Origin of the sequence: Christiangramia portivictoriae DSM 23547, from assembly GCF_000423045.1 — a bacterium.
In the GTDB taxonomy this organism is placed as follows: domain Bacteria; phylum Bacteroidota; class Bacteroidia; order Flavobacteriales; family Flavobacteriaceae; genus Christiangramia; species Christiangramia portivictoriae.
Window position 1 is genome coordinate 976589 of the sequence record NZ_AUHF01000001.1, and the last position, 26907, is coordinate 1003495.

The window sequence follows — 26907 nt, forward strand, 5'->3', positions numbered from 1 at the left end:
TTTATAAAGATCGTATCTTTAGTGGTTCATATAATAATCTTATGAAGAAAATAGACCATTCCCAGTTTAAAATCACCGAAAAATTCAATTTGAAAGAGAAGCCTACCAGGATAGATATGGAAGCTTCAGAAGATAAGATCAAAGATAAACTTAAGGATGTAAGAAAGGAACTTGGCGACTGGCAGGATATCCTTTATGCGCATCATAAATATAGTGTGCTGGTTTGTCTGCAGGGAATGGATACGGCGGGAAAGGACAGTCTCATCCGGGAGGTATTCAAGGATTTTAACAGCAGGGGAGTGGTGGTGCACAGTTTCAAAACCCCTTCAGATAAGGAACTCAAACATGACTACCTGTGGCGACATTATATCGCTTTACCGGAGCGTGGTAAATTTGGTGTTTTCAATAGAACCCACTACGAAAATGTGCTGGTAACTCGCGTTCATCCGGAATATATCATGAACGAAAATATACCAGGTATAGAGGGTGTGGAGGACATCGATGAAAAATTCTGGGAGCAACGTTTTGAGCAGATCCGGAATTTTGAGAATCATATCGCGCAAAATGGTACCATCATTTTCAAATTTTTCCTTCATCTTTCCAAAGACGAACAACGGGATCGCTTGCTAAGAAGGCTTAATAAACCCAGCAAAAACTGGAAATTCTCTCCTGGGGATCTTAAGGAAAGAAAACTTTGGGATGCCTACCAGGATTGCTACGAGGCGGCGATCAATAATACTTCTACGGAAAATGCTCCCTGGTACATCATTCCGGCTGATGATAAACCTACTGCGAGATATCTTGTAGCAAAGATCCTGAAAGATGAACTTCAGAAATATACTGATGTAAAGGAACCGCAACTTGCTCCGGAGATACTAAAAAATCTGGATGACTACAAAGCAGAATTAAATGCTGAAAAATAGCCGCTTCAGTTTTTGAACTGTACAAATTCAAGTATTTTGCGATCAAATCCCAATTAATGAAAAAATTACTCTGTACCCTGGCACTGTCTTTCTTTGGAATCCATTCAGCAGTGATTGCGCAATCAACAGACTCCTTAAATATCAGGAAGATCTATGACATGTCACTTCTTAATGGTAAAAGTTACGAGTGGCTGGATCATCTTTCTAATGAAATAGGTGGTCGATTATCAGGCTCATTCAATGCAGAACAGGCGGTGGAATACACTAAAAAAGAACTGGAATCTTTAGGCCTGGATAAAGTCTGGTTACAGCCGGTCATGGTGCCAAAATGGACGAGAGGTGAACGTGAATTCGCTTATGTGCAAACCGGTCCTGGAGATACCCGAAACCTGAATATTACCGCTCTTGGTGGTTCTATTGCAACGGCTGTAGGTGGTACGAAAGCTGAGGTGATCGAAGTACAGGGATTGGAACAATTAAAAGAATACGGGGAGGAACAGATCAAAGGTAAGATCGTGTTTTATAACCGGCCAATGCGAGCAGATCATATCCTTACTTTTGAAGCTTATGGTGGTTGTGTGGATCAACGTTATTCTGGTGCAGAGGAAGCAGCCAAATATGGGGCAGTTGGCGTCATTGTACGTTCAATGAATCTTCGAATGGACGATCTGCCACATACAGGTTCCATGAGTTATGGAGATCTGGCTGATGATCAAAAGATACCGGCAGCGGCAATTTCCACGAACGATGCAGCATATCTAAGCAGTATGCTAAAGATCCAGAAAGACCTGCAGGTTTATTTTAAAATGAATTGCAGGAACTTCCCAGATGTGCAATCTTATAATGTAATTGGTGAAATTACTGGTTCTGAATCTCCAAATGAGATCATGGTCGTAGGTGGTCACCTGGATTCCTGGGATCTCGGAGATGGTGCTCATGATGACGGCGCTAGAGTGGTGCAATCTATGGAAGTTCTCAGGTTGTTGAAGGAGACCGGCTATCAGCCTAAAAAAACCTTGCGTGTGGTCCTGTTCATGAATGAGGAAAATGGCCTTCGCGGTGGGAATAAGTATGCTGAGGTTGCAAAGGAAAAGAATGAAGATCATGTCTTTGCCCTTGAAAGCGATTCCGGAGGATTTACACCGAGAGGTTTTACCTTCAACGCGACTGACTCTCAATTTAATAAAGTACTTACCTGGAAACCGCTTTTCAAACCTTATTTAATCCATTATTTTGAAAAGGGTAGTGGTGGAGCTGATATTGGTCCGCTGGAAGGTGGTGACACGGTGCTTGCTGGATTAAGACCAGATTCCCAGCGCTATTTCGATTATCACCATGCCGCGAACGATACTTTTGATGCGGTAAACAAAAGAGAGCTGGAGCTGGGAGCAGCCACCATGGCTTCCTTGGTCTATCTTGTAGATAAGTATGGGTTGGATTCCATTTCCAATACAACACAATTGAAGAAGTAGAAAGAGAATTATTTCAGGTCATTTCTTTAAAAGATATTTAAAGGGCCTACCTTTGCAAACTTAAATTCGAGCTTTGCAATTATCAGCTTATACGAAAGAATTCGGTAAAAACCTGAACATCGCTTACCCGGTGATGCTTGGGCAGTTGGGGCATGTCATGGTAGGCCTTGTTGATAATTTGATGATAGGAAGATTGGGAGCTGCACCTTTGGCCGCAGTATCTCTTGGGAACGCCCTGGTTTTTATCGCAATGTCCCTGGGGATAGGTTTTAGCTTCGCGATTACCCCGCTCATTGCTGAAACCGATGGTGCGAATGATGTGGAAGGCGGTAGAAGTTATTTTCATCACGGTCTTATTCTCTGTACGATCAACGGCCTGTTTCTTTTCATCGTGCTGCTTATCGCAAAACCTTTGCTCTATTATCTTGATCAACCGCCAGAAGTAGTAGATCTGGCCATCCCGTATCTAAATATTGTGGCGCTTTCCATGTTGCCATTAATGGCCTTCCAGGCGTTCAAGCAATTTGCAGACGGACTTTCCCAAACGAGATACGCAATGTATGCGACGCTACTGGCAAATGTGGTGAACGTTATCTTTAACTACTTGCTTATCTATGGGGTCTGGATCTTTCCACGCCTTGAGCTGGAAGGAGCTGCCTGGGGTACATTGATTTCAAGATTTTTTATGCTCTGGTTCGTATGGGAGATCCTCCGCCGCAAATCCAAATTTGCCGAGTACTTTAAATGGTCAAAAAAGGAGATGCTGAAATGGAGCATTTTTAAGAGATTATTATCCCTTGGATTTCCTACAGCCTTGCAAATGCTTTTTGAAGTCGCCATCTTTACCGGGACAATCATTCTTGCGGGTAACCTGGGAACCAATCCTCAGGCTGCAAACCAGATTGCACTGAATTTGGCAAGTATGACTTTTATGATCGCGGTAGGTTTGGGAGTAACAGCAACTATTAGGGTCGGCAATCAGGTAGGATTGAAAAAGTACAGAGAACTTAGACGCATAGGAATATCGATATTCCTTTTAGTATTTCTTATTGAAGCGGTATTTGCACTTTTGTTCGTATTGCTGAAGGATATTTTACCTACTTTTTATATAGATAATGCTGAAGTGATCTCACTGGCTTCACAGTTGCTGGTTGTCGCAGCATTATTTCAACTAAGCGACGGTATACAGGTGGTGATCCTTGGTGCATTGAGAGGACTGCAGGACGTCAAGATCCCCACTGTTTTCTGTTTTATAGCCTACTGGATCATCGGCTTTCCAGTGAGTTTCTATTACGGCCAGCCAGAAAGGCTTGGTAGCATGGGAATCTGGCTTGGTTTACTGGCCGGTCTAACGGCTTCCGCAATTATGTTATATTTCCGGTTCAATTATCTTAGCCGAAAATTAATTAGAACTAAAGAAGCAACATTAAACGCATAAACTATGGAATTACCAAAGTTCATTTTAGGAGACAATACCGATTATCCTGAATCTATATTCGTGATTCATACGGAATTTCCACGCTTCGTTATCGATCTTAAGGACGACGAGGTAGAGTGGCTGGAAGAGTTTGACAAGGAAGATGAAAAAGAATTGTCTGGTGAAATGGAAGGCATCATCAAAGATGCTTCTGAATTTTATGATCGCGAAGTAAGCAGGTACGAAGAGAACTAAATGGAGAAATTAGTAGCCCTGGACAAAGAACTCTTTCTGTATCTCAATAATCTGGGTGCAGAAGAATGGGACTGGCTCTGGATCGCAATTAGTGATAAATGGATGGCAATTCCATTATACGCGCTGTTGCTCTATTTGATATTTCGAAAATTCGGCTGGAAAGCCATGCTAATTACCATGGTGGTGGTAACACTGCTCATTACAGCTACAGATCAACTGGCAAATTTGTTCAAGCATGGATTTGAAAGACCCAGACCTTGCCGGCAGGAAGGGGTGATGGAATATGCACGCTATGTGGCAGAACGATGCGGCAGGTTCGGTTATTTCTCTGCACACGCGGCTAATTCAACAGGAGTCGCTGTTTTCCTCGGACTTTTATTCCGAAGAGCGTATCCAAAAATGCTTTTAATACTGGGCATCTGGGCCCTGGTGGTTTCTTACAGCAGGATTTATCTGGGTGTACATTATCCGGGAGATGTGCTTACCGGTATATTGATAGGAACAGGTTTTGGTTTCCTGTTTCATGTATTAAGAAAATATCTTTTTCTGAAGTTTCTGAAGGACTAAGATAATTTCAGTAATTCACGCGCCGCGGCGAAGGCTGTGGTTTTATTTTCTTCGATGAGCCTGAGTTGCTTTTCAAGTGCTGTTTTTACTTTCGCATCACTGTAAAACCTGCTTTTCAGGTGATCGTTTATACTTTGAAATAACCAGAACTTATTTTGTTCCTGCCTGTTGTGTTCAAAATATCCATTTTCGCTGGTAGTAGCTTTAAACTCTGTGATCATCTCCCATATTTCGGAAATACCCTTCTCGTATAAAGCACTAATCAATTGAACCTGTGGTTTCCACTCGCTAGCTTTTGGCGGGTATAGCTGAAGGGCTCTTTTAAACTCAAGTTTTGCTTCGCGTGCAGCTTTCTGATTCTCACCATCAGCTTTATTGATGACGATGGCATCTGCCATTTCCACGATGCCGCGTTTAATTCCCTGTAATTCATCTCCAGCGCCAGCCAGTTTTAGAAGTAAAAAGAAGTCGGTCATACTATGCACTGTAGTTTCACTCTGGCCGACGCCAACGGTCTCAATAAGAATGACATCAAAACCAGCGGCTTCGCATAATAAGATACTTTCCCTGGTTTTACGGGCAACCCCGCCTAAAGAATCTCCACTTGGCGAAGGCCGTATAAAGGCGTTTTTCTTAGTGACCAGTTTCTCCATTCGGGTTTTATCTCCCAGGATACTGCCATGGGACACTGAGCTGCTAGGATCTACCGCCAGAACAGCAACCTTTTTACCCTGTTCAATAAGATAGGAACCAAAACTTTCAATAAATGTACTTTTTCCAACGCCAGGGACCCCGGTTATACCAATACGTATGGATTTTTTAGCATATGGCAATGCTCCCTCCACGATTACTTCTGCCAATTGCTTATGCTTCGGTTGATTGCTTTCTACCAGGGTAATACATCTTCCCAAAGCAGTTTTGCTCCCTTCCAGCAGGTCTTTCAGTAGAGATTTTTCCGAAGATTTCTTGCGCCGTGAATCTTTTATTCTACGCGCAGATGCCGCACTTACATTTCCAGAAGAATGGTTGCTTTGAGATTCGCTTAACGCAGATTTGTGCTGGTGTTCGTTCAAAATGAAGCGGTAATATTTATGAGAAAATTATGACTAGGTTTTTCAGGCATTTTCAAATGCTTGGTATATTGGAGAAAACTAAATTACTTAAATTATTTTACGCAATGAAGAATTTGTATAAAACTACAGTCACTACAGAAGGTGGTCGTAACGGGCATACTCGTAGTGAAGATGGTATATTGGATATGGAACTAAGAAAGCCTAAAAGCCTTGGTGGCGAAGGGGGAGATTATTCCAATCCAGAACAATTATTTGCTGCGGGATATTCTGCCTGTTACGGCAGTGCCCTAGAGCATGTTGCAAAACAACATAAGATCGATCTTGGAGATTATAGCGTAACCGCTACCGTAAAATTGGGTCAGACCGATTCTGGAAACCTTCAGCTTTCTGCAATTCTGGATGCCTACATTCCGGGAGTTGATGTGGAAACTGGTGAAAAACTGGTAAACGAAGCACACGAAGTTTGTCCTTACTCCAGAGCAACGAGAGACAACATCGATGTTACATTAAACCTGATGCTGGACGAAGAATAGTTTTGTTCAGATATCAAAGTATTAGTTGAGGCGCTTACTGGCGTCTCTTCTTTTTTTATAGGGATCTCAATTCTTACCTGATCCCAGACCAGTTCCATGGAAATAAAATCTCCGGCTTCTTCAAAGGAGATCGTGAACTGCTCCGTTACTTCCGCCAGTTTATTTACAGGTCTTTCCAGTACAAGTGCATCAAATTGGGCGTCTCTGTATGCTTTTTTGTCCATGTCTATGCCCCATGGATACATTTGTTCGTTAAAAATCACCTTCCAGCTATTCTCCATAGGAATGGTCCACAGCGTGTATTTACCCGCTTTCAGTAAACTTCCATCCACAAGAATGTCTGAAGTTGTTTCAAAGGTGGTCGCTTCATTCGCTCCTGTACGCCATACTTCATTATAAGGTACAAGCTTTCCAAAGATCTGCCTTTCTTTTTTATATGGCCGGTTATAAGCAACCTCGAGGCCAATACCATTCTGTTGAAAGGTTACCAGACCTTCAGGACTATGTGCCTTAGTAGTATAGGGCATGACCAGTATTGTAAGTAACACTGTCACGATCAATCCCCCGGCAATACTCAATCCTGTTTTAAGTTTACTGTTCATCTTTCAAAGTTTTTAAGAATTGATCCAAGAAACCTGCCAGAAACCAGGCTAGCTAATCGCTTTAAATGTAAGAATATATAGAGATTGTAAAATTAATTTCGGAATTTTTGCAACACGAACCATCGCGTTTCGTCTTTAAAGTGAACTAACCAATCAAAAAGTAATCAAATTGATACAGCATAAGCTAATAGAAGCTTGCCAAAACAACAGCCGAAGGGCGCAGTTGAAGCTGTACAACAAGTATTGTGACGGGATGTATTATGTGGCGTTGAGATTTATGAAAGATACGATGGAGGCGGAGGATGCTATGCAGGAAGCATTTATCAAAGCTTTCTCAAAATTACATCAATTCAATGGCGAGGTCACCTTTGGTGCCTGGTTAAAGAAGATCGTGATCAATAAATGTCTGGACAAACTGAAGGCAAGAAGAATGGAACTGGTAGCCATTAATGAGCAAACGCTTGGCACTGTGGAAGAAGAAAACGACTGGCAGGTGGACGAGGGGATCGGGATCGAGGAAATTAAATTGAAAATGCAGGAACTTCCCGAGAAATATAAATATCCATTAATGCTCTACCTGGTGGAAGGTTATGATCACGAAGAAATAAGTGAAATCCTGGATATAAGCCAGGTGGCATCAAGAACACTGGTGCATAGAGGTAAAAAGAAATTGCAGGAAGAATTAAAATATTTGAATCATGGGACAGGATATTAGGAAGATGTTTCAGGAAAATCCTGAACAGGAAGTAGACAAACTTCAGCCCGGGCACCAGCAACGTTTTGAAGATCGATTGAATAAGGCCATGCCGATGAAGAAAAAAACGAACAGGTTTTATTTTCTTAAGATAGCGGCAGGACTTGTGATCGCTCTTGCAGTGGGAGCGTTCTTATACTTCAGTAATAATGAAGCTGAAACAGCTAATTCACCTCAATTGGTCGAAACTCCTTCCGAAGAAAAAGCAGAATCGAAGGAAACTCCAGAGACAGACTACAGATTGAGTGATGTTTCACCAGAATTCAAAAAGATAGAAGATTACTATATGGCCAGTTTAAATATTCAATTGGCCAAACTGGATATGACTCCGGGAAACAAAGAACTTATAGATGCATTTATGAGAAAACTGGAAACCCTGAATGATGAATATATCGCACTGAACGCGGAAATTCAGGAAACTGGTTTGAATGAGGAGACAGTAGAGGCCATGATCGCGAACTTACAGCTTCGACTGGATCTTCTTAAGAAATTGAAGAACAAATTAAATGAAATCGAACAATCAAAAGACCTTAAAAATGAAAACTATCAAGCATAAATATCTGGGATTCATACTGCTCTTTATCACGGCAGCATCCTTTGCGCAAACAAGCAAACTGAAGAATACCTATAAAACATCTGCCAATGTCACCGTAGAACTGGATTCGAGGTATACCAATATCATCGTGGAGAACTGGGACAGGAATGAGGTTGCGGTAGAGGCTTTTCTGGATGGAAACTCCGGCAGTAAAGAAAGCAGGAAAGAAATTCTGGATAACTGGGAAGTAAAAACATCAAAAACTGGCGATCGTGTAAAAATAAAATCCAGCGGAGGCGGGAATATGAATATGAACATGAATCTGGACCTGGATCTCTCAGGACTTGAAGAACCTTTATCCATGTTACCGGAAATGCTGCAGCCTATGATGAACGAACTTGTAGGACCCTTGCTGGCAAATATTGCTCAAAATCCGCTACCGGAAGGTTTTGCTGATGATATGGATGAATGGAAATTCGACTATAAAGCTTATAAGAAGGACGGGGATAAATACCTTGAGAAGTGGGAGTCCAAAATGGATAAAAAATTCGGTAAGGAATATGAAGCCAAGATGGAGAAGTGGGCTGCTGAAGTGGAAAAGAATTCAGAAAAATGGGAGAAAGAATATGAAGTAAAAATGGAGGCCTGGGGCAAGGACTTTGAAAAGGACATGGAAGCCTGGGGAGAAGAGTTCGGCAAGAAAATGGAAGCCTGGGGCGAAAACTTCGGTAAAAAGTTTGAAGCTCAAATGGAAGCCAATGGAGGACATATGTTCACTGGAAATAGTGAAATGAGCGGATCAAAAACGCAGAAAACCATCAGGATCAAAATTCCGAAGGATGCGAAACTGGATCTTAACGTTCGTCACGGGGAATTAAAGCTGGGAAGTACTGTTAATAACCTGAAAGCCGATCTATCTCACAGTCGGCTTTCTGCCAACAGGCTTACCGGAAGAGATACAAGAATCAAGGCCGCGTATACACCTGTAAAAGTCGCGTATTGGGACTATGGGGTACTTAGTACAGAGTTTGTAAAGAACTGTACGATAGATAAAGCAGTAAGCATCAAGCTGGAATCCAACAGTAGTGATGTGGTCATCAATGAACTTCGAAAAACAGGAGTGCTTAGTGGCAGTTTTGGCAAGCTTGACATTAAAAACCTGGGTGCAGGATTCCAGGATTTGAATATTAGCCTGGAAAACAGCGATCTGGAACTGAGTATACCAGAAACAGCTTTCAACTTTAGTTTTAACGGTATGCAAAGCAATTTAAAGCATCCTGCCGGGATGAAGTTAAAGTCCACCAAATCATACGATAATGAGATGTTGAATGGTTATTTTAAATCTGCAGATGGGAATGGAAATATCACGATCAAGGCAAATTATAGCGATGTATTGATAAATTAAGTTCTAGCGATTACATTTGGCGTTAGAAGCTAAATGCAATGATGGAATTTTCCAATTTTATACAAAGTCTCACTTCAGAATTCACTCCGGTTGTGGGTGGTAACTATTCGAAAGAAGATTATGAATATATCGATCTTTCCCAAAATAACAGAGATCTGCTAAAACTGGAAGTAGCATCCTCTGCTGCTTTTTCAGTTTTGATAGATGAATATCTTCGGAATCGTTCTGCGAAAGCTGCTTTTGGAGGTTACAATGAACTCAGAACCTTGTATAATCGTAGCGAATTATTTAACCAATCCCATTCAAATCGTAATATTCATATAGGCCTGGACGTCTGGGTTCCTGCTTTTACAGATATCATTGCTCCTCTGGCTGGGAAGCTGCATAGTTTTCAGGATAATTCCAATTTTGGAGATTATGGGCCTACCATCATTCTTGAGCATGAGTATGAAGACGAAATATTTTATACATTGTACGGACACTTATCAAGGGCCTCCCTGGAAAATCTGGAAACAGGGATGATATTTAAAAAAGGTGAAAAAATTGCAGAACTTGGGAACCTGGATGAGAATGGTGATTACGCGCCACATCTGCATTTCCAGGTTATCAAAGATCTACAGGGGAAGAGAGGAGATTATCCAGGAGTGGTTCGAAAGGAAGATTTAGAAGATTATCTGCAGAATTGTCCTGATCCAAATCTATTGCTTAAAATTTAAAATTTTCTCTTCGGAAATCAATGTGATCAATATTACTTCCTGCGAACAAACAGAGCAACAATTGCTGAGGTCACTACTCCTACCACCAGGGCAAAGAAGAACGACTGAAGGATATAGGAAGTAAGGTTGAAATACTCCTCTGCGGCTTCACGCGTCATACTGCCATTTTCCACAGCATGATCTATAATATTGGGAAAGTATTGCGGAGTGATATAAGCATGTGTAATGTACTGTGCCAGTGGTGTGAGAATTGCAACAACTATACTTACCACAATTCCGGAAACAAAACCCTGAGACCAGTTCATTTTACCTTTAAAGAAATTCTTCCGCTTGTCCAGTAGCGCAAGTACGTAAATCAGGATCGCTACAATTCCAAATAGATTAGTGTAGATGGCGTGTTTGGCAATAAGTTCGTCATGCCAGCCCAGTGTCTTTTCAAGATACATCCATAACAGGGATATGACCGTAAAAATAACTCCCCATTTAATTTCTATCGCAAAACGCTTCATTACTGATAGTTTGATTTGTTAAAATTACAAAATAATATAATGCTCACTAAAGGTTCTCTAGTGAACAGCGATTGCTGTATGAATCTGGCTGAAATTTTATTAAATATACTATGCAGCACTGAGCCTGTCGAAGTGCGGGTTTTTATGTTTTGAAGTAGTTTTTAGTAATTGCTCATCCTTCGACAGGCTCAGGATGGCAATGGTCGGCCTCAAAAATATAACAATACTATGTAGCACTGAGCTTGTCGAAGTGCGGGTGGATATGTATTGAGGTAGTTTTTAGTAATTGCTCATACTTCGACAGGCTTAGGAGGGCAACGAATTGATTCAAACTATTTAATTACGATATGCAGCACTGAGCCTGTCGAAGTGCGGGTTTTTATCTAGCAAGTACTAACAATAAAAAAGCCTGAAGATTTAACTTCAGGCTATTCTATTCAAAGATCCAGGTTCTTATTCATCTACCAGAACCCAGTCTCCTTTATCTAACAAAGGAATCGCTTGTTTGAATTTCATGGCTTTGGTTTCGCCACTTAATACATTCTTTAAAGTAACCTTGTCGTTTCTTCCAATTTTAGGTCTATCCCTGGTGATGGTTTCTGTGATCTCCGGTTTACGCTGAGTATCACCCGCAGCTCTGCTTTGTGCAGCGCGCTCGTCCATATTAGGAATTTCTTCTTTTTTAGTTTCAACTTTTTCTTTCTGCTGGACCTGTTTTGCTTCCTGAATGTTCGGGACGCTTGCCGTTGGAATTTCACCTTTGAACAGGAACGACATTACATCACGGTTAACAGTTTCGAGCATGGATTTAAAAAGTTCAAATGCTTCAAATTTGTAGATAAGCAATGGATCCTTCTGCTCATGCACAGCTAACTGAACACTTTGCTTCAGCTCATCCATCTTCCTCAAATGAGTCTTCCAGGCCTCGTCAATAATCGCGAGGGTGATATTCTTCTCAAAATCTTTGATAAGCTGCTTTCCTTCAGTTTCATAAGCTTTCTGAAGATTGGTCACCACGCTCAGGGTTTTCGTACCATCTGTAAACGGAACCGAAATTCTTTCAAAATTGTTACGCTCATCTTCATGCACCTGCTTTATAACCGGGAATGCCCGTTCAGCATTATGAGCCATTTTGGTATCATAATGTTCATAAGCAGCCTTATAGACTTCACCGGCAAGCTTCTGAGCAGTCATCTTTTTAAATTCAGCTTCAGAAACAGGAGAACTCATAGAAAAATTCCTGATTAGCTCAAACTCAAAATTCTTATAATCATCGGCACCTTTATTGGTTTCAGCAATACCTTCAGAAATATCGAAGATCATATTTGCGAGATCCACACGTAATCTATCCCCAAACAAGGCATGATAACGACGTTTGTAGATTACCTCACGCTGTGCATTCATTACATCATCATACTCGAGCAAGCGTTTACGTACTCCAAAGTTATTTTCCTCAACTTTCTTCTGAGCTCTTTCAATAGATTTCGAGATCATGGAATGCTGAATCACTTCACCTTCTTCCAGACCCATACGGTCCATTAGTTTGGCAATTCTTTCAGAACCAAATAATCTCATCAGGTTATCTTCCAGAGACACATAGAACTGTGAACTACCCGGGTCACCCTGTCTACCAGCACGACCACGTAACTGCCTGTCCACACGCCTTGAGTCATGCCGCTCTGTACCAACGATAGCCAGACCACCGGCATCTTTAACTTCCTTGCTTAGTTTAATGTCGGTACCACGACCGGCCATGTTGGTGGCGATAGTTACGATACCCGCATTACCAGCTTCAGCAACAATATCGGCCTCCTGCTTATGGCGTTTCGCGTTCAGTACGTTATGCGGTACATTTCGAAGCTTCAGCATTCGGCTTAATAATTCTGAAATTTCTACGGAAGTAGTACCAATAAGTACCGGTCTGCCCGCATTCGAAAGATCGGTCACATGATCGATCACCGCATTGTATTTTTCACGTTTGGTCTTATAAACCAAATCCTCTTTGTCGTTTCTGGCGATAGGCCTGTTGGTAGGGATTTCCACCACATCAAGTTCATAGATCTCCCAGAATTCCCCGGCTTCAGTCACCGCAGTACCGGTCATCCCCGAAAGTTTGCGGTACATTCTGAAGTAATTCTGAAGGGTTACCGTAGCGAAGGTTTGCGTAGCATCTTCGATCTTTACATTCTCTTTTGCCTCGATCGCCTGGTGGAGTCCGTCACTATAACGACGCCCATCCATAATACGACCAGTCTGTTCATCTACGATCTTCACTTTGTTATCCATCACCACATATTCAGTATCTTTTTCGAACAGGGTATAAGATTTCAATAACTGTCGAAGCGTATGAATACGTTCACTTTTTACTGAATATTCTCTAAAAAGTTCTTCTTTCTTTTCAGCCTCTTCTTCAGCAGAAAGTCCTTCTTTTTCTATTTTCGCGATCTCCATTCCAATTTCAGGCATCACGAAAAAGTCCGGATCATTCTTTCCGGAAAGAAACTCTATCCCCTTATCGGTAAGATCTATCTGGTTGCTTTTCTCTTCGATCGTAAAATACAGCTCGGCATCCACCTTCGGCATTTCACGATTATTGTCCTGCATGTAGTGATTCTCGGTTTTCTGCAGTAATTGCTTCACACCTTCCTCACTCAGGAATTTTATTAATGCTTTATTCTTCGGAAGACCACGGTACACTCTTAATAACTGGAAACCACCTTCTTTGGTGTCACCTTCTTTGATCAGTTTTTTAGCTTCTGCCAGGACCTTGACAAGATATTTACGCTGTACCTCCACGATATTGGCGATCGCAGGCTTCAGCTCCATAAACTCATGAGTATCTCCCTTAGGCACGGGACCGGAAATGATCAAAGGCGTACGTGCATCATCGATCAATACTGAATCCACCTCATCCACGATCGCGTAATTATGCGGTCGCTGTACAAGATCATTTGGTGAATGAGACATATTATCCCTCAGGTAGTCAAAACCGAATTCGTTATTGGTTCCATAGGTAATATCCGCATTATAAGCCTTTCTACGGGCGGCAGAATTCGGGCGATGGTAATCGATACAATCCACGCTTAAGCCATGGAATTGAAATATTGGAGCCATCCATGCGCTATCACGTTTGGCCAGGTAATCGTTCACCGTTACCAGGTGTACACCATTGCCGGTAAGTGCATTCAGGTAAACAGGTAATGTTGCTACAAGGGTTTTACCTTCACCGGTTTGCATCTCTGCAATTTTTCCCTGATGCATGGCGACCCCACCAATAAGCTGTACGTCGTAATGGATCATGTCCCAGGTAACTGGTTTCCCGGCCGCATCCCAGGAATTGTTCCAGATCGCATGATCTCCTTCAAGATTTACATAGTCTTTTTCTGCGGAAAGTTCTCTGTCGTAAGCAGAGGCCTGAACCTTTAATTGCGGATTATTACAAAAACGTTTGGCGGTTTCTTTTACAACTGCAAAAGCTTCCGGTAAGATATCATTAAGAACAGCTTCAGAAAGTTCGTAAGATTTATCTTTGAGCGCATCAACTTCAGCATAAATATCTTCCTTGCGTGTAATATCGTCGATCTCATCAGCTTCCTTGTTTAGTGCTTCTATCTTATCTCGCACCTCCTGGGTTGCATTGGAGATCTGTGTTTTGAATTCAGCAGTCTTAGCACGCAATTCATCCAGGCTCATAGCCTCAAATTTGGACTCAAGCGCCTTGATCTTATCTACAATTGGTTGAATTGCTTTAACGTCTTTCTTGGATTTATCTCCAACGAAAGCTTTTAATACGGTATTTAAAAAACTCATAGTAGTTTTTTTATTTAAGGGGTTCAAATTTACGCAAAAAAAAAGCCTCATGATTGAGACTTTTCCCTATTTTCTACGTGTTATATTTTAATATTCATCCTCATTCCAGAGGTAATCTTCATCTGTTGGATAATCCGGCCAGATCTCTTCGATAGAATCGTAGGAATCACCTTCATCTTCGATTGCCTGTAAATTTTCGACAACTTCAAGCGGTGCTCCTGTTCTAATTGCGTAGTCTATTAACTCGTCTTTGGTGGCCGGCCAGGGTGCATCACTTAAATAAGATGCTAATTCTAAAGTCCAATACATTGATTAATCGGGTTTTAAATTTTGGCAAAAATAATTTTTTTGCTCTAATAGCCAAGAAAAAAATCTATTATTTACACAATAATGATAAGAACGTAAAGATTTCAAGCATTATTTACATTATTTCTAATGAACATGGTGAAAATCTAATCAATTCAGGATTTTTTAGGGATCCATTGAATTTCTTCAGCTTGCAACGAATGAGACAACAAGCGTGCCAGCACAAACAGATAGTCTGATAGTCGGTTTAAATACACCAAAACCTGATCCTGAAACGGTTCTATGTCATATAAAGCTGTAGAAATACGTTCTGCTCTTCGGCATACGCAACGAGCTATGTGACAGAATGACACGCTTTGGTGACCGCCAGGAAGAACGAAATGCGTCATTTCAGGCAATTCAGTATTCATCTGGTCGATCGCCTGTTCCAGTTTTTCGATATCAGCGTCAGACACTTTTGGAATATTCAAACGATCCTTACCGTTCTTTAGTTTTTCCTTTTCAGGGTCTGTCGCCAGTACTGCTCCAATGGTAAATAATCTGTCCTGGATCTCGATGAGTAAATTTTTAGTGCTATCGTCTACGGGCTGATCTCTCAACAAACCAATATGAGAATTCAATTCGTCTACCGTTCCATAGCTTTCAATACGAATATGATGTTTGGGAACCCTTGTTCCTCCAAACAGGGAAGTGGAACCTTTGTCCCCGGTTTTGGTATATATTTTCATGGCAAAATTTTATCAGGATAAAAGTACGAACTTAAGGAAGCTAAGAAAAATAATGGGGATAGCTTAACATCTCAGAACATCAAAGAAGATCAGATTCTTTTTCCTTTTTACGTTCGAGATAGCGTTTTCTGAAATTACGATTCTTTCGCTCTTTCTTGATTTTCTTACTACGATTGGAATTCCATAGAAAAAATGCGAGAATAGCTACGATGATTAGAAGGTATAGCCAGGTTTCCCTATCAAGTTCGATCATGAGATGTGTTTAGAGGCTTAAAGTTACAAAAAACCTTAAAATGTTGAGTTAGACGGTGGGAGTATGGAGAGTTTTACGTTCATCGGTCTCTATTCTTCCATCTTTTAATCGAATGACTCTGTGTGCGTGTTCAGCGATATCTTCTTCGTGGGTGACCAGGATCACGGTGTTTCCTGCGGCGTGGATCTCATCAAAAAGGTGCATGATCTCTACTGAAGTTTTGGAATCCAGGTTTCCGGTTGGCTCATCGGCCAGTATGATGGAGGGTTTGTTTACCAGTGCACGGCCTACAGCAACCCGCTGTCGCTGTCCTCCTGAAAGCTGATTGGGTTTATGATCCATTCGGTCACCAAGTCCCACACTGCGAAGCACTTCTTCCGCCCGATCCTTGCGTTGCGATTTTGTTGCCCCGGCATAGACCATTGGTAAAGCTACGTTGTCGAGTGCAGTTGTTCTGGGAAGTAAGTTGAAGGTTTGAAATACAAATCCAATTTCTTTATTCCGAATTTCAGCCAGTTCATCATCACTCATTTTGCTGGCGTCTTTTCCATTTAATATATAAGAACCGGAAGTAGGAGTATCCAGGCAGCCCAGGAGATTCATCAAGGTAGATTTCCCTGAACCTGAAGGGCCCATGATCGCGACATATTCTCCACGTTCAATATCCAGGTCGATACCTTTCAGAACTTTGACAACTTCCTGTCCCAGTGGAAAGTCCCTGGTAATACTACGAATTTCGATTACTTTACTCATGAAATTGAATTTACGCTTGTTTGACGGCGATTCAACTAATTTGTTACACCCTAATCGTAAAATGCTCTTTTACCTGTTCACTTCGGAAGAAGACCAAACCCCATTGATACGTATCAATTGAAACCCGAACCTGCGGGTGTTCTTTAATTTCTTTCCAGGCTTCCTGCATTTCAGCAGACCAGTGGATGTCGTCAAAAATGAAAACAGAATCGTTGTGTGCTAGAGGTAAGAGCTTCAGGAAATATTCCAGTGTAGCCTGCTTGTGGTGATTTCCGTCGAAATATATAAGATCGAATTTCTCTGAAGTTTTCTGTTTGCTAGTGGTTGGTCGGAATTTTCCAGTTAGATCAGAAATGACATATTCAATTTTGTCAACTCTCAGGTCAATATTGTCAAACCCAAACTTATCAAATTGTTGCTGGGCGATCCCGGCGGTTTCTTTGCAGCCTTCGATAGTGATTAAATTTGTACCCCTGTTTGCTGCCATGGCTGCGGAAGCGATGCCTAGTGATGTTCCAAGTTCCAGGGCATTTTTCACCTTCAGATAATTCACGATCCTCGCTAATAATCTGGCTCTGAAAAGTGTGATCCCGGCATTTTTCGCGATGGCATGCACCGGTCTTTGATTGGAATTAAAAACCCTGCTTCCGGCACCAAAATCTTCTACTTCAATAATTTCTTTATTCCGAAGAAGATCATTCCGAAACTCTTTGATCTGTGCATATTCTGAATGTTCCGTTGTATCATAAAAGCATCTGGTCACCAAATTATAAACAAAAGGGGAGTGAAGACCGTGTTGGTTCTGGCTTTTCAGGAGAAAGTTGATATAGGATTTGAGTTGGAAGTACAAGGTAGTTAGATCTTAGTGGAGAGTGGAAAGTGAACAGTGGCGTTTTAATTGGTTTTCTTATTTTTCAGGTAATATTGAAGACTTCTTATCATTTTAAGTAGTTCAAGTAATTTGTTGCGTGCGTTATTATTTTCTAATTCTGAAATATAATTTCTTCGAAAGGCAATAGCACAACAGGTGACACATTCTCTAACGGAACCTTCTGCAATTTGAAGAAAGCGGTGGAATTGAGGATCAGAATCTCCAGAGCCTTCGGCTGTATTTAAAGCTATAGAAACCGCTGCTCTGATAAATTGAGAACTCAAACCATACTTTTCAGAATTAGGAAACTTGGAGCTAAGATCATAAGCAGTATCTGCAAAATCCAATGCTTTTTGATATACTTTTAAATCTTCAAAAATAAATTTCACCTCGCTCATACAAACTAAAACTTAATATTATTATTGGGTCCCAACATATTAAACTCTCCACTCTCCACTCTCCACTCTCCACTCGTCACGCTCCACAAAAAACTACCCCTCCAGCTTTTCCATCAACTCGAACCAGCGCATGGTTTTTTCCTCGATCGTATCTTCAACTTCCTTCAGTTCTTTGGATCTTTCGGCGACTTCCTCTCCGCTTAATTCTTCCAGGAAGCTTTGCTGAATTTTTTCTTTTTTCTGCTCCAGTTTTGCGATCTCCTTTTCAAGTTTGCTGAATTCCTTCTTTTCGTTGTAGCTAAGTGAAGCTCCGGAACTGCTGGATTTGTATTCTTTTTTCTCTTTCGCATCTGCTGGTTTCTCAGCTTCGACCGCTTCAGGTTTTGGTTTGGATGCCTGGTACTCTCGATAGTCGGTGTAATTTCCGGGGAAATCGGTAATTGCGCCGCCACCTTCGAATACAAAGAGGTGATCGGTTATTTTGTCCATAAAGTACCGGTCGTGAGAAACCACGATGATACATCCCGGGAAATCCATTAGGAAATTTTCAAGGACATTCAGCGTAAGTACATCCAGGTCATTGGTAGGCTCATCGAGAATAAGGAAATTCGGATTCTGAATAAGAACAGTACATAAGTAAAGTCGTTTCTTTTCACCACCACTCAGTTTTTCCACAAAATCATATTGCTTCTTTCTGCTGAAAAGAAAACGTTCCAGCAATTGTTCCGCAGAGATCTGTCGGCCCTTTTTAAGCGGAATGTAATCGCCAAACTCTTTAATCACCTCAATCACTTTCTGTCCCGGCTTGATCTTAATACCCTTCTGAGTATAATATCCGAACTTTACCGTTTCACCGATAACGATCTTGCCGGTATCTGGCTCCATGTTCCCGGTAAGCATATTGAGAAAAGTAGATTTTCCTGTTCCGTTTTTCCCAATAATTCCAATACGCTCCCCTTTTAAAAAGTTATAGCTGAAGTTTTTCATCAGCTTTTTACTGCCAAGCTCTTTAGAGATATTGTGAATTTCCACGATCTTGGTACCCAGACGCTCCATGTTCAGTTCAAGCTGAACCTTATGATCCTGTCTTCTTTGACCAGCACGGTGTTTGATCTCGTGAAAATCTTCGATCCTGGATTTTGATTTGGTGGTTCTGGCCTTTGGCTGGCGGCGCATCCATTCCAGTTCCTTTTTGTATAGTTGCTGGGCTTTATCGGTATTGGTAGCTTCCAGCTGATGTCTTTCTTCCTTTTTATCCAGGTAATAGGAGTAATTTCCTTTATAAGTATATAATTTACCGTCTTCCAGCTCCACGATTTCGTTACAGACCCGTTCCAGGAAATAACGGTCGTGAGTAACCATAAAAATGGTAAAATCCTGTTTTCTGAAATATTCTTCCAGCCATTCGATCATATCAAGATCCAGGTGGTTGGTAGGTTCATCGAGGATAATAAAGTCAGGTTTTTTCAGAAGCATCCTGGCCAGTGCCAAGCGTTTTTTTTGCCCTCCGGAAAGATTTTTAACAACGGCCTGCAGATCTTCCAGGTTAAGCTTGAAGAGAATTTGTTTGAATTCGGTTTCAAAATCCCAGGCATTATTAGCTTCCATGGCATCCATTGCCTTTTGCAGCGCCTCAGAATCCTCAGGGTTTTCCATCGCCTTTTCATATTGAGCAACCACTTCCAGAGTAGGATTTTCACTGGAAAAAATACTTTGCTCGATAGTGAGTTCTGGATCAAGATCAGGTTCCTGGGAAAGGAAGGCAACACGAATATCGTTGCGATAAATGACCTGGCCTTCATCAGGGGAATCTGTTCCGGCAAGAATGTTTAATAAACTGGTTTTTCCAGTCCCGTTCTTGGCTACAAAACCCACTTTCTGATCTTTGTTAATTCCGAAGCTAATTTGTTCGAATAAAACACGTTCGCCGTATGACTTTGCTATATTTTCTACTGAAAGGTAATTCATGGTATTGTTATCAGTTCTCTGTTGTCCGTTACGGGTTCAAAAGTACGAACTATGCGGGAAGAATTAGCAGAAATAAGAGTGTATAAAGATTACTGAAATAGAGCGCCTAAAAGTTTTACGATGGTTTATTTGAAATTAATGTTCGAGGACGGGTAGATTTCAACGGTAAAATTTTATTATTAGCTCGTAAAAACTATATTTGTTAAAACAATGTGAAGCTCTCTATGCGACTTAAATCTTTTTTGCTTTTACTCGCTACCATACTAACTTTGACTTCTTGTTTATCTACAAAAAGAATTTCTTATCTACAGGAAAATGAAAATTTTAAGGATAGTATCATAAAAATTGAACGTTTAAAGAAGCCTTATAGAATACAGACTGGTGATTTACTGAGTATTCGGGTGAAAGCTCTGGACCAAGAATTGGTAGGCATGTTTAATCCAATTACTGAGTCAAATTTGACTGCTACCACAGAAGAGTCAGTTTATTTCGATGGATTTACCGTCGATGATCATGGTAATATTAGGGTACCAACAATGGGAGAAATCAATGTTTTAGGTTATACTGAAACGGAAGTTCGGCAGCTTATTGAGAAAAAAATGCTTGAAGAGTATTTTAAAGAGGAGGCCAATATATTCGTGACCGTAAAACTAGCTGGAATTCGTTATATGACCCTTGGGGAAATAGGACAGGGCAGTCAGGTAATTTATAAAAATCAAGTTACTATAATGGAAGCAATAGCGAACGCAGGAGGTATAGATGCTTTGGGTGATAGGCAAAATGTAAAGCTAATCAGACAGTACCCTTCAGGGGAGGAAGTTCATACATTAGATGTAACAGATATTGATATCATTAATAGTCCCTACTATTTTATACAACCACATGATATTATAGTGGTAAATCCTTTACCTCAAAAAGCATTAGGTATTGGTACAACTGGTTTAGAAGTTTTTCGTACAATCGCAAGCCTGGTAACCTTAGCAACGTCAATTTATTTTATAGCAACACGTTAATGGCGCATGAGGATGATCATATTAGCGATGTAGGTTCGACCTTTGACTTCAAGGGGTTTGTATTAAAAATCCTAAGTTATTGGCATTTGATCTTATTATCTATTGGTATTAGTTTAGGTGTAGCTTACTACAATAATGTAAGAAAATTACCGGTTTATAGAATGGATAACCTTGTTTCCATAAAAGATGATCAAAATCCATTTTTTACTGCAAATACTAGTTTGACTTTCAATTGGGGCGGTACCTCAGATAAAGTAAGTACGGCAATAACCATACTAAATTCCAGATCTCATAACGAAGAAGTTGTCGAAGATCTCCAGTTCTATATCAATTATCTGGAGGAAGGTGAATATCAGCGAATAGATGCCTACGGCAGAACTCCATTTAGAATTGATGCTGACACTACATCGTTTCAGGCAAATAACGTGATTCTAACATTTGTGATGATCGATGAAACCAATTTTCAAATTTCTACAGAGATACCAAACAACCTAGCCCGAACAAATTACTTCTCAAAGGAAAATGACACTAGGGTTATGGAAGCTGGTCCGTTCCAAAGAAATTTTAAAATAGGAGAACGCATCAGTCTACCATTTTTCCATGGAATAGTTCATCGTACGGAGCAACCTTTACAACCTAATAAAAAATTCTATGTTAGTTTCTCGAACTTTGATAGTGCTGTTGGACGATATCGAAATGTATCGGTTCAACCTCAGGGTCAAGGATCTTCCATTTTGAAATTAAGTCAAACGGGATTAAATAAAACGAGACTTGTAGATTACCTGAATGGATCAATAGATGTTTTGAGCAGAAATATGCTCGAAAGGAAGAATTTGTTTGCAACAAAAACAATCCGTTTTATTGATAGCAGCTTGGCCGTACAGGCAGCACAATTGAAAAATGTTCAGGATTCGCTGAATAATTTTAGAAATCAAAATTCCATACTGAATATTTCTGCTGAAGGAGATCAATTAACAGGGAGACTTTCAGATTTAGATATTCAGAAAGAACAGATTCGAAGACAAATCAGTTACTATAATACTCTTCAGGATTACCTTCAAACTCGAACAGATTACTCTAATGTTCCTGCACCAAGTGTTGCTGGTATAAGTGAAGGAAGTATATCGAGTGGGGTATCTAGAATCATACAATTAGCAGAGGAAAGAAGTAATTATCAGTATACATTAAGAGAAAACTCTCCTGTTTTTAACGATATAGACAGGCAAATAAATTCTGTTAAGGCTGTGCTATTAGAAAATATTCAATCTTCTACAGGTTTATTGAAATCCGAATTACGGGATATTAACGGACTAATAAGTAGATACGAATCTCAAATTAAGACCTTGCCACAAGAGGAACAGGATCTTTTAAAAATTCAGAGACAGTATGCTATTAATGAACGGACTTACAATATGTTTCTTGAAAAAAGAAGTGAAGCTGGTTTAGTTAAAGCTGCAAATGTGAGCGATGTTCTCGTTATTGACAAAGCTAAAGATACAGGAGGTGGCCGGATAGGACCAGATACCCAATTAAATTATGTCATGGCAGTAATGACCGGAGGTCTGGTACCCCTTACATTTGTATTCCTCTTGGTTTTTTTAAATACCAATATTCATAATGCACAGGAAATTACCCGACTATCAGCGATACCTATAATAGGTTTGATTGGAAAAAATAAAGGAGATACTAATCTCGCCGTATTCAGTTCACCAAAATCCTCAATTTCGGAAAGTTTTCGAGGCCTGAGATCAAGTTTGCAATTCTTATATAAACGACAAGGCTTAACTGGTGCAAAAACGGTACTTATAACGTCATCTGTTTCCGGTGAGGGTAAAACCTTCTGTGCGATGAATTTGGCAACAGTTTTTGCACTTAGCGAGAAAAAAACGGTTTTAGTAGGGGTAGATTTACGAAAGCCAAAAATCTTTGATGATTTTAAATTAAATAATGATTTAGGGATAGTAAATTATCTTATAGATCAAGCAAAAAAAGAAGAAATTATCCAGAGAAGTGAAATACCATATTTAGATGTCATAACTTCAGGTCCGGTTCCTCCTAATCCTTCAGAATTATTAATGACTGAGAAAATGGACGAATTGATAAAGTGTTTAAAGGCTGAATATGATTATATCATTCTCGATACACCGCCGATCGGTATGGTTGCAGACGCGCTAAACCTTGTTAAACACGCTGATGCAACTCTCTATTTGATTCGTCAGGATTATACAAAAAGGGGTATGCTTGAGACTATCAACGAGAAATTTAAAAAAGGCGAGGTTAAAAATATTAGTTTTATTCTTAACCATTTTCAACACAGCGCCAAATATGGTTATGGTTATGGTTACGGCTACGGCTACGGCTATGGCTACGGTTATAATAGATATGCAAAGGGATACTATGGTGCAAGTCCTTCAAAAGCACATCAGTTGAAAAGGTCGTGGAGAAAATTTATGAGAAACTTCGAATAACGTATTAGTAAAGCAGTTGTGCCGTATTAATCAATTGCCATATGTGAAAACTACTATATTCTTGCCCTGATTGATACATTTTCCACTGGTTTTCAATCTCTTTTGCGTCAAACCATTCTGAGTAAGCAGAGAGCTTCAAATCTCGAATTTTCTCCTCCACGAATTCTTTTAATTCATCTCCCAGCCATTCTCGTTGCGGAGTTTGTAATGCGCGCTTTGGGGCATAAGAAATATCATCAGAAACCATTGGTTTTATTAATTCTCTCAGCAAAAATTTCTGACTGCCATCTGAAATTTTAAAACTTTTCGGTTGAGCAAATGCAAATTCCACAAGTCTGTAATCCAGGAATGGCTCCCTAAGTTCGATGCTGTAAGCCATGGAAACCCTATCGTTAAAACGCAAAGCCCTGGGAATTTTTGTATAGAAGAGATCTCTGTATTGCAGGTTTAATAAAGTGTCTTTGAAGGGTTTTTCAAATTCCGGTTTACCAGCTAAACCGGCAAATTCCGGATCAAGCATATTCGGTTTAAATGGGGAAATTCCAGCAGTTCCCTGAATAGTAGAGTCGGAATTTTGAAAATAATAATCATAACCGGCCCATTGTTCATCCATACCCTGGCCGTCCAGTAAAACCTTGATACCTTTTGCTGATGCCTGCTGAAAAATTTTTGAATAAGCCAGGGTAGGGATACCACCAAACGGTTCATCCTGAATAGTACATATAAAACTTAATCTTTCTTCAATTTCCTCGGCTTGCAATATTATCTTGTGCAGTGGGTTATGAGTACGCTGAATCATCTTTTCAACCCATGGGATCTCGTCATATCTGGAGTCTCCTGTATAAAAAGTAAAGGCAGAAATATTATCGCTTCTTTGATATTGGTTTACCAGAGCAAGTAATAATGAGCTATCCACACCACCACTAAGATTGAATCCTACAGGCACGTCTGCTCTAAACCTTAATCTTATGGAATCCTTTAATAATTCCAGATAATGATCTTTGGCTTCATCAAAATTTAATGCTTGCTGCAATACTATTCTATCCTTTAAACTATACCATTTTTCAGTTTTAAGCTTCCCGCTTTCAAATTGCAGACTATATCCGCCGGGTAATTGCAAAACATCTTTATAAAATGTTTCCCAGGGCATACCATAATTGCCGAATTGGAAATATGAAGACCAGACTTCCAGGTTAGGTTGATTTTTATCAGTCAGAGATTTGATCTCGCTGGCAAAATATAAATGGTTCTCATCTAATTTATAATAGAAAGGTTTGACGCCAAAACGATCTCTTGCAGCAAAAAGCTTTTTATCCTGATTATCCCAAATGGCGAAAGAGAACATGCCGTTAAATCTAGAAAGACATTCCTTACCCCAGAAAATATAGGCTGCCAGTAAAACTTCAACATCAGATTGAGTTCTAAATTCGTAGGAATTTTTCAGCTGACTTTTTAATTCAGGATAGTTATAGATTTCTCCATTAAAGATTAAAACATATCTGCCTGAATTATCGATAAACGGCTCATTGGCATTTGCTGACAGGTCTATTATAGCGAGACGGTTATGGCCAAGTGCAGCATAGTTTTTATCAAAATATTTTTCGGTGTGATCCGGACCTCTGTGCCTTATTTTTTGCAGCATCCTTTCCAGGATTTTTGGATCTGGATTTGGGCCAACTATTCCTGCAATTCCGCACATACACTAAAAATTATATCGCTTCAGCAAACCTTCCGCTTTCTGCCAGTCTGAAACAGTATCAATATTTACATAAGGATCTTGAGTAGTATCGATAAAACCAATTTTTTGACCGAATAAGCTATTCTGTTCTACAATCACGTCGGTTTTGATTAGATATATTGCCCCATCCCGATGATAAGCTGTCGGTAGCTCCTGTCTTCGGGAAATTATCTGCTTTTCACCCGTGGCCAGTTTCAGGTGGCCGTCCACATTTTTAAAAATCCAATGTGGATTAAACTCCTGCGGTACCTGCCTTACGGTAATCAAGGAATCAAAGTCATTATCCGTAAATCTTTTGATGGCTTCGTCAATCAAACCGTTTTTACGAAAGGGCGTTGTAGGCTGTAATAAACAGATCGCATCATAATAAATTTCCCTTTCAACAAAATAATTTAAGGCATGCTTTATTACTGCCAGGCTTGACGTATGATCTTCGGCAAGTTTTCCAGGTCTTTTGAAAGGAGCCTCAACACCCAATTTTTGAACTGTCTCGATGATCTGATCATCATCACTACTTGTAATTAGGAAATCTAGGTTTTCCGATTTTTTAGCACTCTCAATAGTATATTGAATTAAGGGTTTTTTGCCGAGAATTTTAATATTCTTTCCGGGAATACCCTTACTTCCACCTCTCGCCGGGATAAGACCTAATATTTTCATTTATTCTGATTTTGAAAATTAATAGGTGATCGTTTTATAAGATTTAAGATTGCTATCGGCTATAATCTCGGCTATTTTTTTGCCGGAATTTCCAGTTCCATAAATTTCTGAAGATTGAAAATGGGCTTTTTCGATGCCTTGCTTTGTCGCTTGGATAATTTCAGAAGCATCGTACTTTACGTTTTTTACATTTTCAGCTTTTAGCCTCCTGTTTTGTCTCGTTCCTATATTTACAACCGGAATTCCGAGATAGGAACATTCCCGGATTCCCACGCTGGAATTGCCTATAAGTGCTTTGGAATTTTTTAAAAGTCTTAAAAAATCCATAGGTTCCATATTTTTGAAAAATCTAATATTCCGTAGATCATTTGTTTCACGGAATGACCTTATGCCGTTTGAAGTCCCATCAGCTCCGGCATCCAAGTTAGGCCAGAACCAGAAACAGGGATAATTTAATTTTTCAATCGCTTTTAAGGTTTCTGTTATATGTTTTTTAGACTCAGCGTATTCCGTAGTTACCGGATGTTGCATTACCACAATATAGCCATCTTTCCAGTTACCAATTTTACCAACACCTCCATACTTTTCAATTGGATCGAAATCCAGCTGTGGATTTTTGAGAACTTTACTGGCAAGATCTATGGAGGGACAACCTGTGTTTATTACGGTTTCGGGATCTTCCCCTAACTTTATAACCCTTCCCATGGCATCATCACTGGAAACCAGGTGTAAATCTGCCAGTTTGGTATTGCAATGCCGTACTTTTTCGTCGATATTACCCGTCACTTCTCCTCCCTGGATATGAATAAGCGGAATATTCTGATATGCTGCGGCAATGGAAGTTGCGATGGTCTCAAAACGATCGGCTATGGTTACCACAGCGTCAGGTTTTAAATTATAGAATACATTGGTTAACTCCATAAGGCCTAAACCTGTAGTTTTGGCCATAGTGGTTGGATTTTCACCTTCCAGAACCATAAAAACTTTGGCATCTGCAGTAAAACCGTCCTTTTCAATAAAATCTATGGTGTTACCATATTTATCAAGAAGGGCTGAACCTGCAATCACAAGCTGAAGTTGAAGCTTAGGATGTTTTTTAATTGCCTCCAGGGCAGTTTTTATCCTGCTGTAGGAAGGTCTGGCGGTAATGACGACGCATATTTTGCGTTTTTCCATATGA

General features: G+C 40.2%; 26 protein-coding genes. 12 read left to right on the top strand and 14 right to left on the bottom strand.

What is annotated here, in order from left to right; all coding sequences use genetic code 11:
- Positions 1-41 precede the first annotated feature (41 nt).
- From G529_RS0104635 to G529_RS0104655, 5 genes are all read left to right on the top strand, one after another.
- A complete protein-coding gene (locus tag G529_RS0104635; RefSeq protein WP_026914438.1) occupies positions 42-923 on the top strand; it encodes a PPK2 family polyphosphate kinase in 882 nt (293 codons plus the stop codon).
- Positions 924-979: 56 nt separating this feature from the next.
- Entirely contained in the window at positions 980-2395 is a 1416-nt protein-coding gene (locus G529_RS15455; protein ID WP_035695451.1) for a M20/M25/M40 family metallo-hydrolase, read from the top strand.
- A 73-nt stretch (positions 2396-2468) separates the two neighbouring features.
- A complete protein-coding gene (locus tag G529_RS0104645; protein ID WP_026914439.1) occupies positions 2469-3833 on the top strand; it encodes an MATE family efflux transporter in 1365 nt (454 codons plus the stop codon).
- A gap of 3 nt (positions 3834-3836) precedes the next feature.
- On the top strand, positions 3837-4067 hold the full coding sequence (locus G529_RS0104650; RefSeq protein ID WP_026914440.1) for a hypothetical protein: 231 nt from the start codon (positions 3837-3839) through the stop codon (positions 4065-4067).
- Positions 4068-4634, top strand: coding sequence for a phosphatase PAP2 family protein (locus G529_RS0104655; RefSeq protein ID WP_026914441.1), 567 nt, complete (start codon positions 4068-4070; stop codon positions 4632-4634).
- On the opposite strand, the gene meaB is transcribed toward G529_RS0104655, so the two are convergent.
- Positions 4631-5707, bottom strand: a complete 1077-nt coding sequence (gene meaB / locus G529_RS0104660; protein ID WP_026914442.1) for a methylmalonyl Co-A mutase-associated GTPase MeaB — start codon at positions 5705-5707, stop codon at positions 4631-4633. The genes G529_RS0104655 and meaB overlap by 4 nt on opposite strands.
- Before the next feature lie 104 nt (positions 5708-5811).
- Here meaB and G529_RS0104665 point away from each other — a divergent pair, with 104 nt between their 5' ends.
- A complete protein-coding gene (locus tag G529_RS0104665) occupies positions 5812-6240 on the top strand; it encodes an organic hydroperoxide resistance protein (RefSeq protein ID WP_026914443.1) in 429 nt (142 codons plus the stop codon).
- Here the strand turns inward: G529_RS0104665 and G529_RS15460 are convergent.
- Positions 6177-6842 (bottom strand): DUF2911 domain-containing protein, encoded by a 666-nt coding sequence (locus tag G529_RS15460; RefSeq protein ID WP_084509737.1) that lies wholly within the window; start codon positions 6840-6842, stop codon positions 6177-6179. The two genes, G529_RS0104665 and G529_RS15460, sit on opposite strands and share 64 nt — an antisense overlap.
- A 169-nt stretch (positions 6843-7011) precedes the next feature.
- Between G529_RS15460 and G529_RS0104675 the strand changes: the two genes are divergently transcribed.
- From G529_RS0104675 to G529_RS0104690, 4 genes are read left to right on the top strand one after another with little or no spacing between them, the layout of a single operon-like run.
- Positions 7012-7557, top strand: a complete 546-nt coding sequence (locus tag G529_RS0104675) for an RNA polymerase sigma factor (protein WP_026914444.1) — start codon at positions 7012-7014, stop codon at positions 7555-7557.
- A complete protein-coding gene (locus G529_RS0104680; protein WP_026914445.1) occupies positions 7541-8152 on the top strand; it encodes a hypothetical protein in 612 nt (203 codons plus the stop codon). The genes G529_RS0104675 and G529_RS0104680 overlap by 17 nt, the downstream gene beginning before the upstream one ends.
- Positions 8133-9536, top strand: coding sequence for a DUF4097 family beta strand repeat-containing protein (locus G529_RS0104685; RefSeq protein ID WP_026914446.1), 1404 nt, complete (start codon positions 8133-8135; stop codon positions 9534-9536). Before G529_RS0104680 ends, G529_RS0104685 begins: the two co-directional genes overlap by 20 nt.
- 38 nt (positions 9537-9574) lie before the next feature.
- Complete coding sequence (locus G529_RS0104690) at positions 9575-10252, top strand: peptidoglycan DD-metalloendopeptidase family protein (RefSeq protein WP_084509738.1); 678 nt, start codon at positions 9575-9577, stop codon at positions 10250-10252.
- Between the two features lie 32 nt (positions 10253-10284).
- Here the strand turns inward: G529_RS0104690 and G529_RS0104695 are convergent, their stop codons facing one another.
- From G529_RS0104695 to G529_RS0104735, 9 genes are all read right to left on the bottom strand, one after another.
- Positions 10285-10761 carry a DUF4199 domain-containing protein gene (locus tag G529_RS0104695; protein WP_026914448.1) on the bottom strand — a complete coding sequence of 159 codons (477 nt, stop codon included), beginning with the start codon at positions 10759-10761 and terminating at the stop codon, positions 10285-10287.
- 453 nt (positions 10762-11214) lie between these two features.
- The gene (secA, locus tag G529_RS0104700; protein ID WP_026914449.1) at positions 11215-14571 is read right to left on the bottom strand and encodes a preprotein translocase subunit SecA; all 3357 of its coding nucleotides are present in this window, start codon (positions 14569-14571) and stop codon (positions 11215-11217) included.
- Positions 14572-14658: 87 nt separating this feature from the next.
- Positions 14659-14880 (bottom strand): DUF2795 domain-containing protein, encoded by a 222-nt coding sequence (locus tag G529_RS0104705; RefSeq protein WP_008272287.1) that lies wholly within the window; start codon positions 14878-14880, stop codon positions 14659-14661.
- A 152-nt stretch (positions 14881-15032) separates the two neighbouring features.
- Entirely contained in the window at positions 15033-15605 is a 573-nt protein-coding gene (locus tag G529_RS0104710) for a cob(I)yrinic acid a,c-diamide adenosyltransferase (RefSeq protein ID WP_026914450.1), read from the bottom strand.
- Positions 15606-15684: 79 nt separating this feature from the next.
- Positions 15685-15858 carry a hypothetical protein gene (locus G529_RS16600; protein ID WP_169513775.1) on the bottom strand — a complete coding sequence of 58 codons (174 nt, stop codon included), beginning with the start codon at positions 15856-15858 and terminating at the stop codon, positions 15685-15687.
- A gap of 48 nt (positions 15859-15906) precedes the next feature.
- Positions 15907-16611 (bottom strand): ABC transporter ATP-binding protein, encoded by a 705-nt coding sequence (locus tag G529_RS0104720; protein ID WP_026914451.1) that lies wholly within the window; start codon positions 16609-16611, stop codon positions 15907-15909.
- Positions 16612-16654: 43 nt separating this feature from the next.
- Positions 16655-17461, bottom strand: coding sequence for an O-methyltransferase (locus G529_RS0104725; RefSeq protein WP_026914452.1), 807 nt, complete (start codon positions 17459-17461; stop codon positions 16655-16657).
- A 44-nt stretch (positions 17462-17505) separates the two neighbouring features.
- The gene (locus G529_RS0104730) at positions 17506-17880 is read right to left on the bottom strand and encodes a four helix bundle protein (RefSeq protein WP_026914453.1); all 375 of its coding nucleotides are present in this window, start codon (positions 17878-17880) and stop codon (positions 17506-17508) included.
- A 93-nt stretch (positions 17881-17973) separates the two neighbouring features.
- Positions 17974-19848 (bottom strand): ABC-F family ATP-binding cassette domain-containing protein, encoded by a 1875-nt coding sequence (locus G529_RS0104735; RefSeq protein ID WP_026914454.1) that lies wholly within the window; start codon positions 19846-19848, stop codon positions 17974-17976.
- A gap of 224 nt (positions 19849-20072) precedes the next feature.
- Between G529_RS0104735 and G529_RS0104740 the strand changes: the two genes are divergently transcribed.
- Positions 20073-20861, top strand: a complete 789-nt coding sequence (locus G529_RS0104740) for a polysaccharide biosynthesis/export family protein (protein ID WP_026914455.1) — start codon at positions 20073-20075, stop codon at positions 20859-20861.
- On the top strand, positions 20861-23329 hold the full coding sequence (locus tag G529_RS0104745) for a polysaccharide biosynthesis tyrosine autokinase (RefSeq protein ID WP_026914456.1): 2469 nt from the start codon (positions 20861-20863) through the stop codon (positions 23327-23329). Before G529_RS0104740 ends, G529_RS0104745 begins: the two co-directional genes overlap by 1 nt.
- Positions 23330-23333: 4 nt before the next feature.
- Here the strand turns inward: G529_RS0104745 and asnB are convergent, their stop codons facing one another.
- Genes asnB through neuC form a run of 3 tightly spaced genes read right to left on the bottom strand, consistent with a single transcriptional unit; the run spans position 23334 to position 26903 of the window.
- Positions 23334-25028: an asparagine synthase (glutamine-hydrolyzing) gene (gene asnB, locus G529_RS0104750; RefSeq protein ID WP_026914457.1), complete on the bottom strand. Its 1695-nt coding sequence runs from the start codon at positions 25026-25028 to the stop codon at positions 23334-23336.
- A gap of 3 nt (positions 25029-25031) precedes the next feature.
- Positions 25032-25727: an acylneuraminate cytidylyltransferase family protein gene (locus G529_RS0104755; protein ID WP_026914458.1), complete on the bottom strand. Its 696-nt coding sequence runs from the start codon at positions 25725-25727 to the stop codon at positions 25032-25034.
- An 18-nt stretch (positions 25728-25745) separates the two neighbouring features.
- Complete coding sequence (neuC, locus tag G529_RS0104760) at positions 25746-26903, bottom strand: UDP-N-acetylglucosamine 2-epimerase (protein ID WP_026914459.1); 1158 nt, start codon at positions 26901-26903, stop codon at positions 25746-25748.
- Positions 26904-26907: the final 4 nt, after the last annotated feature.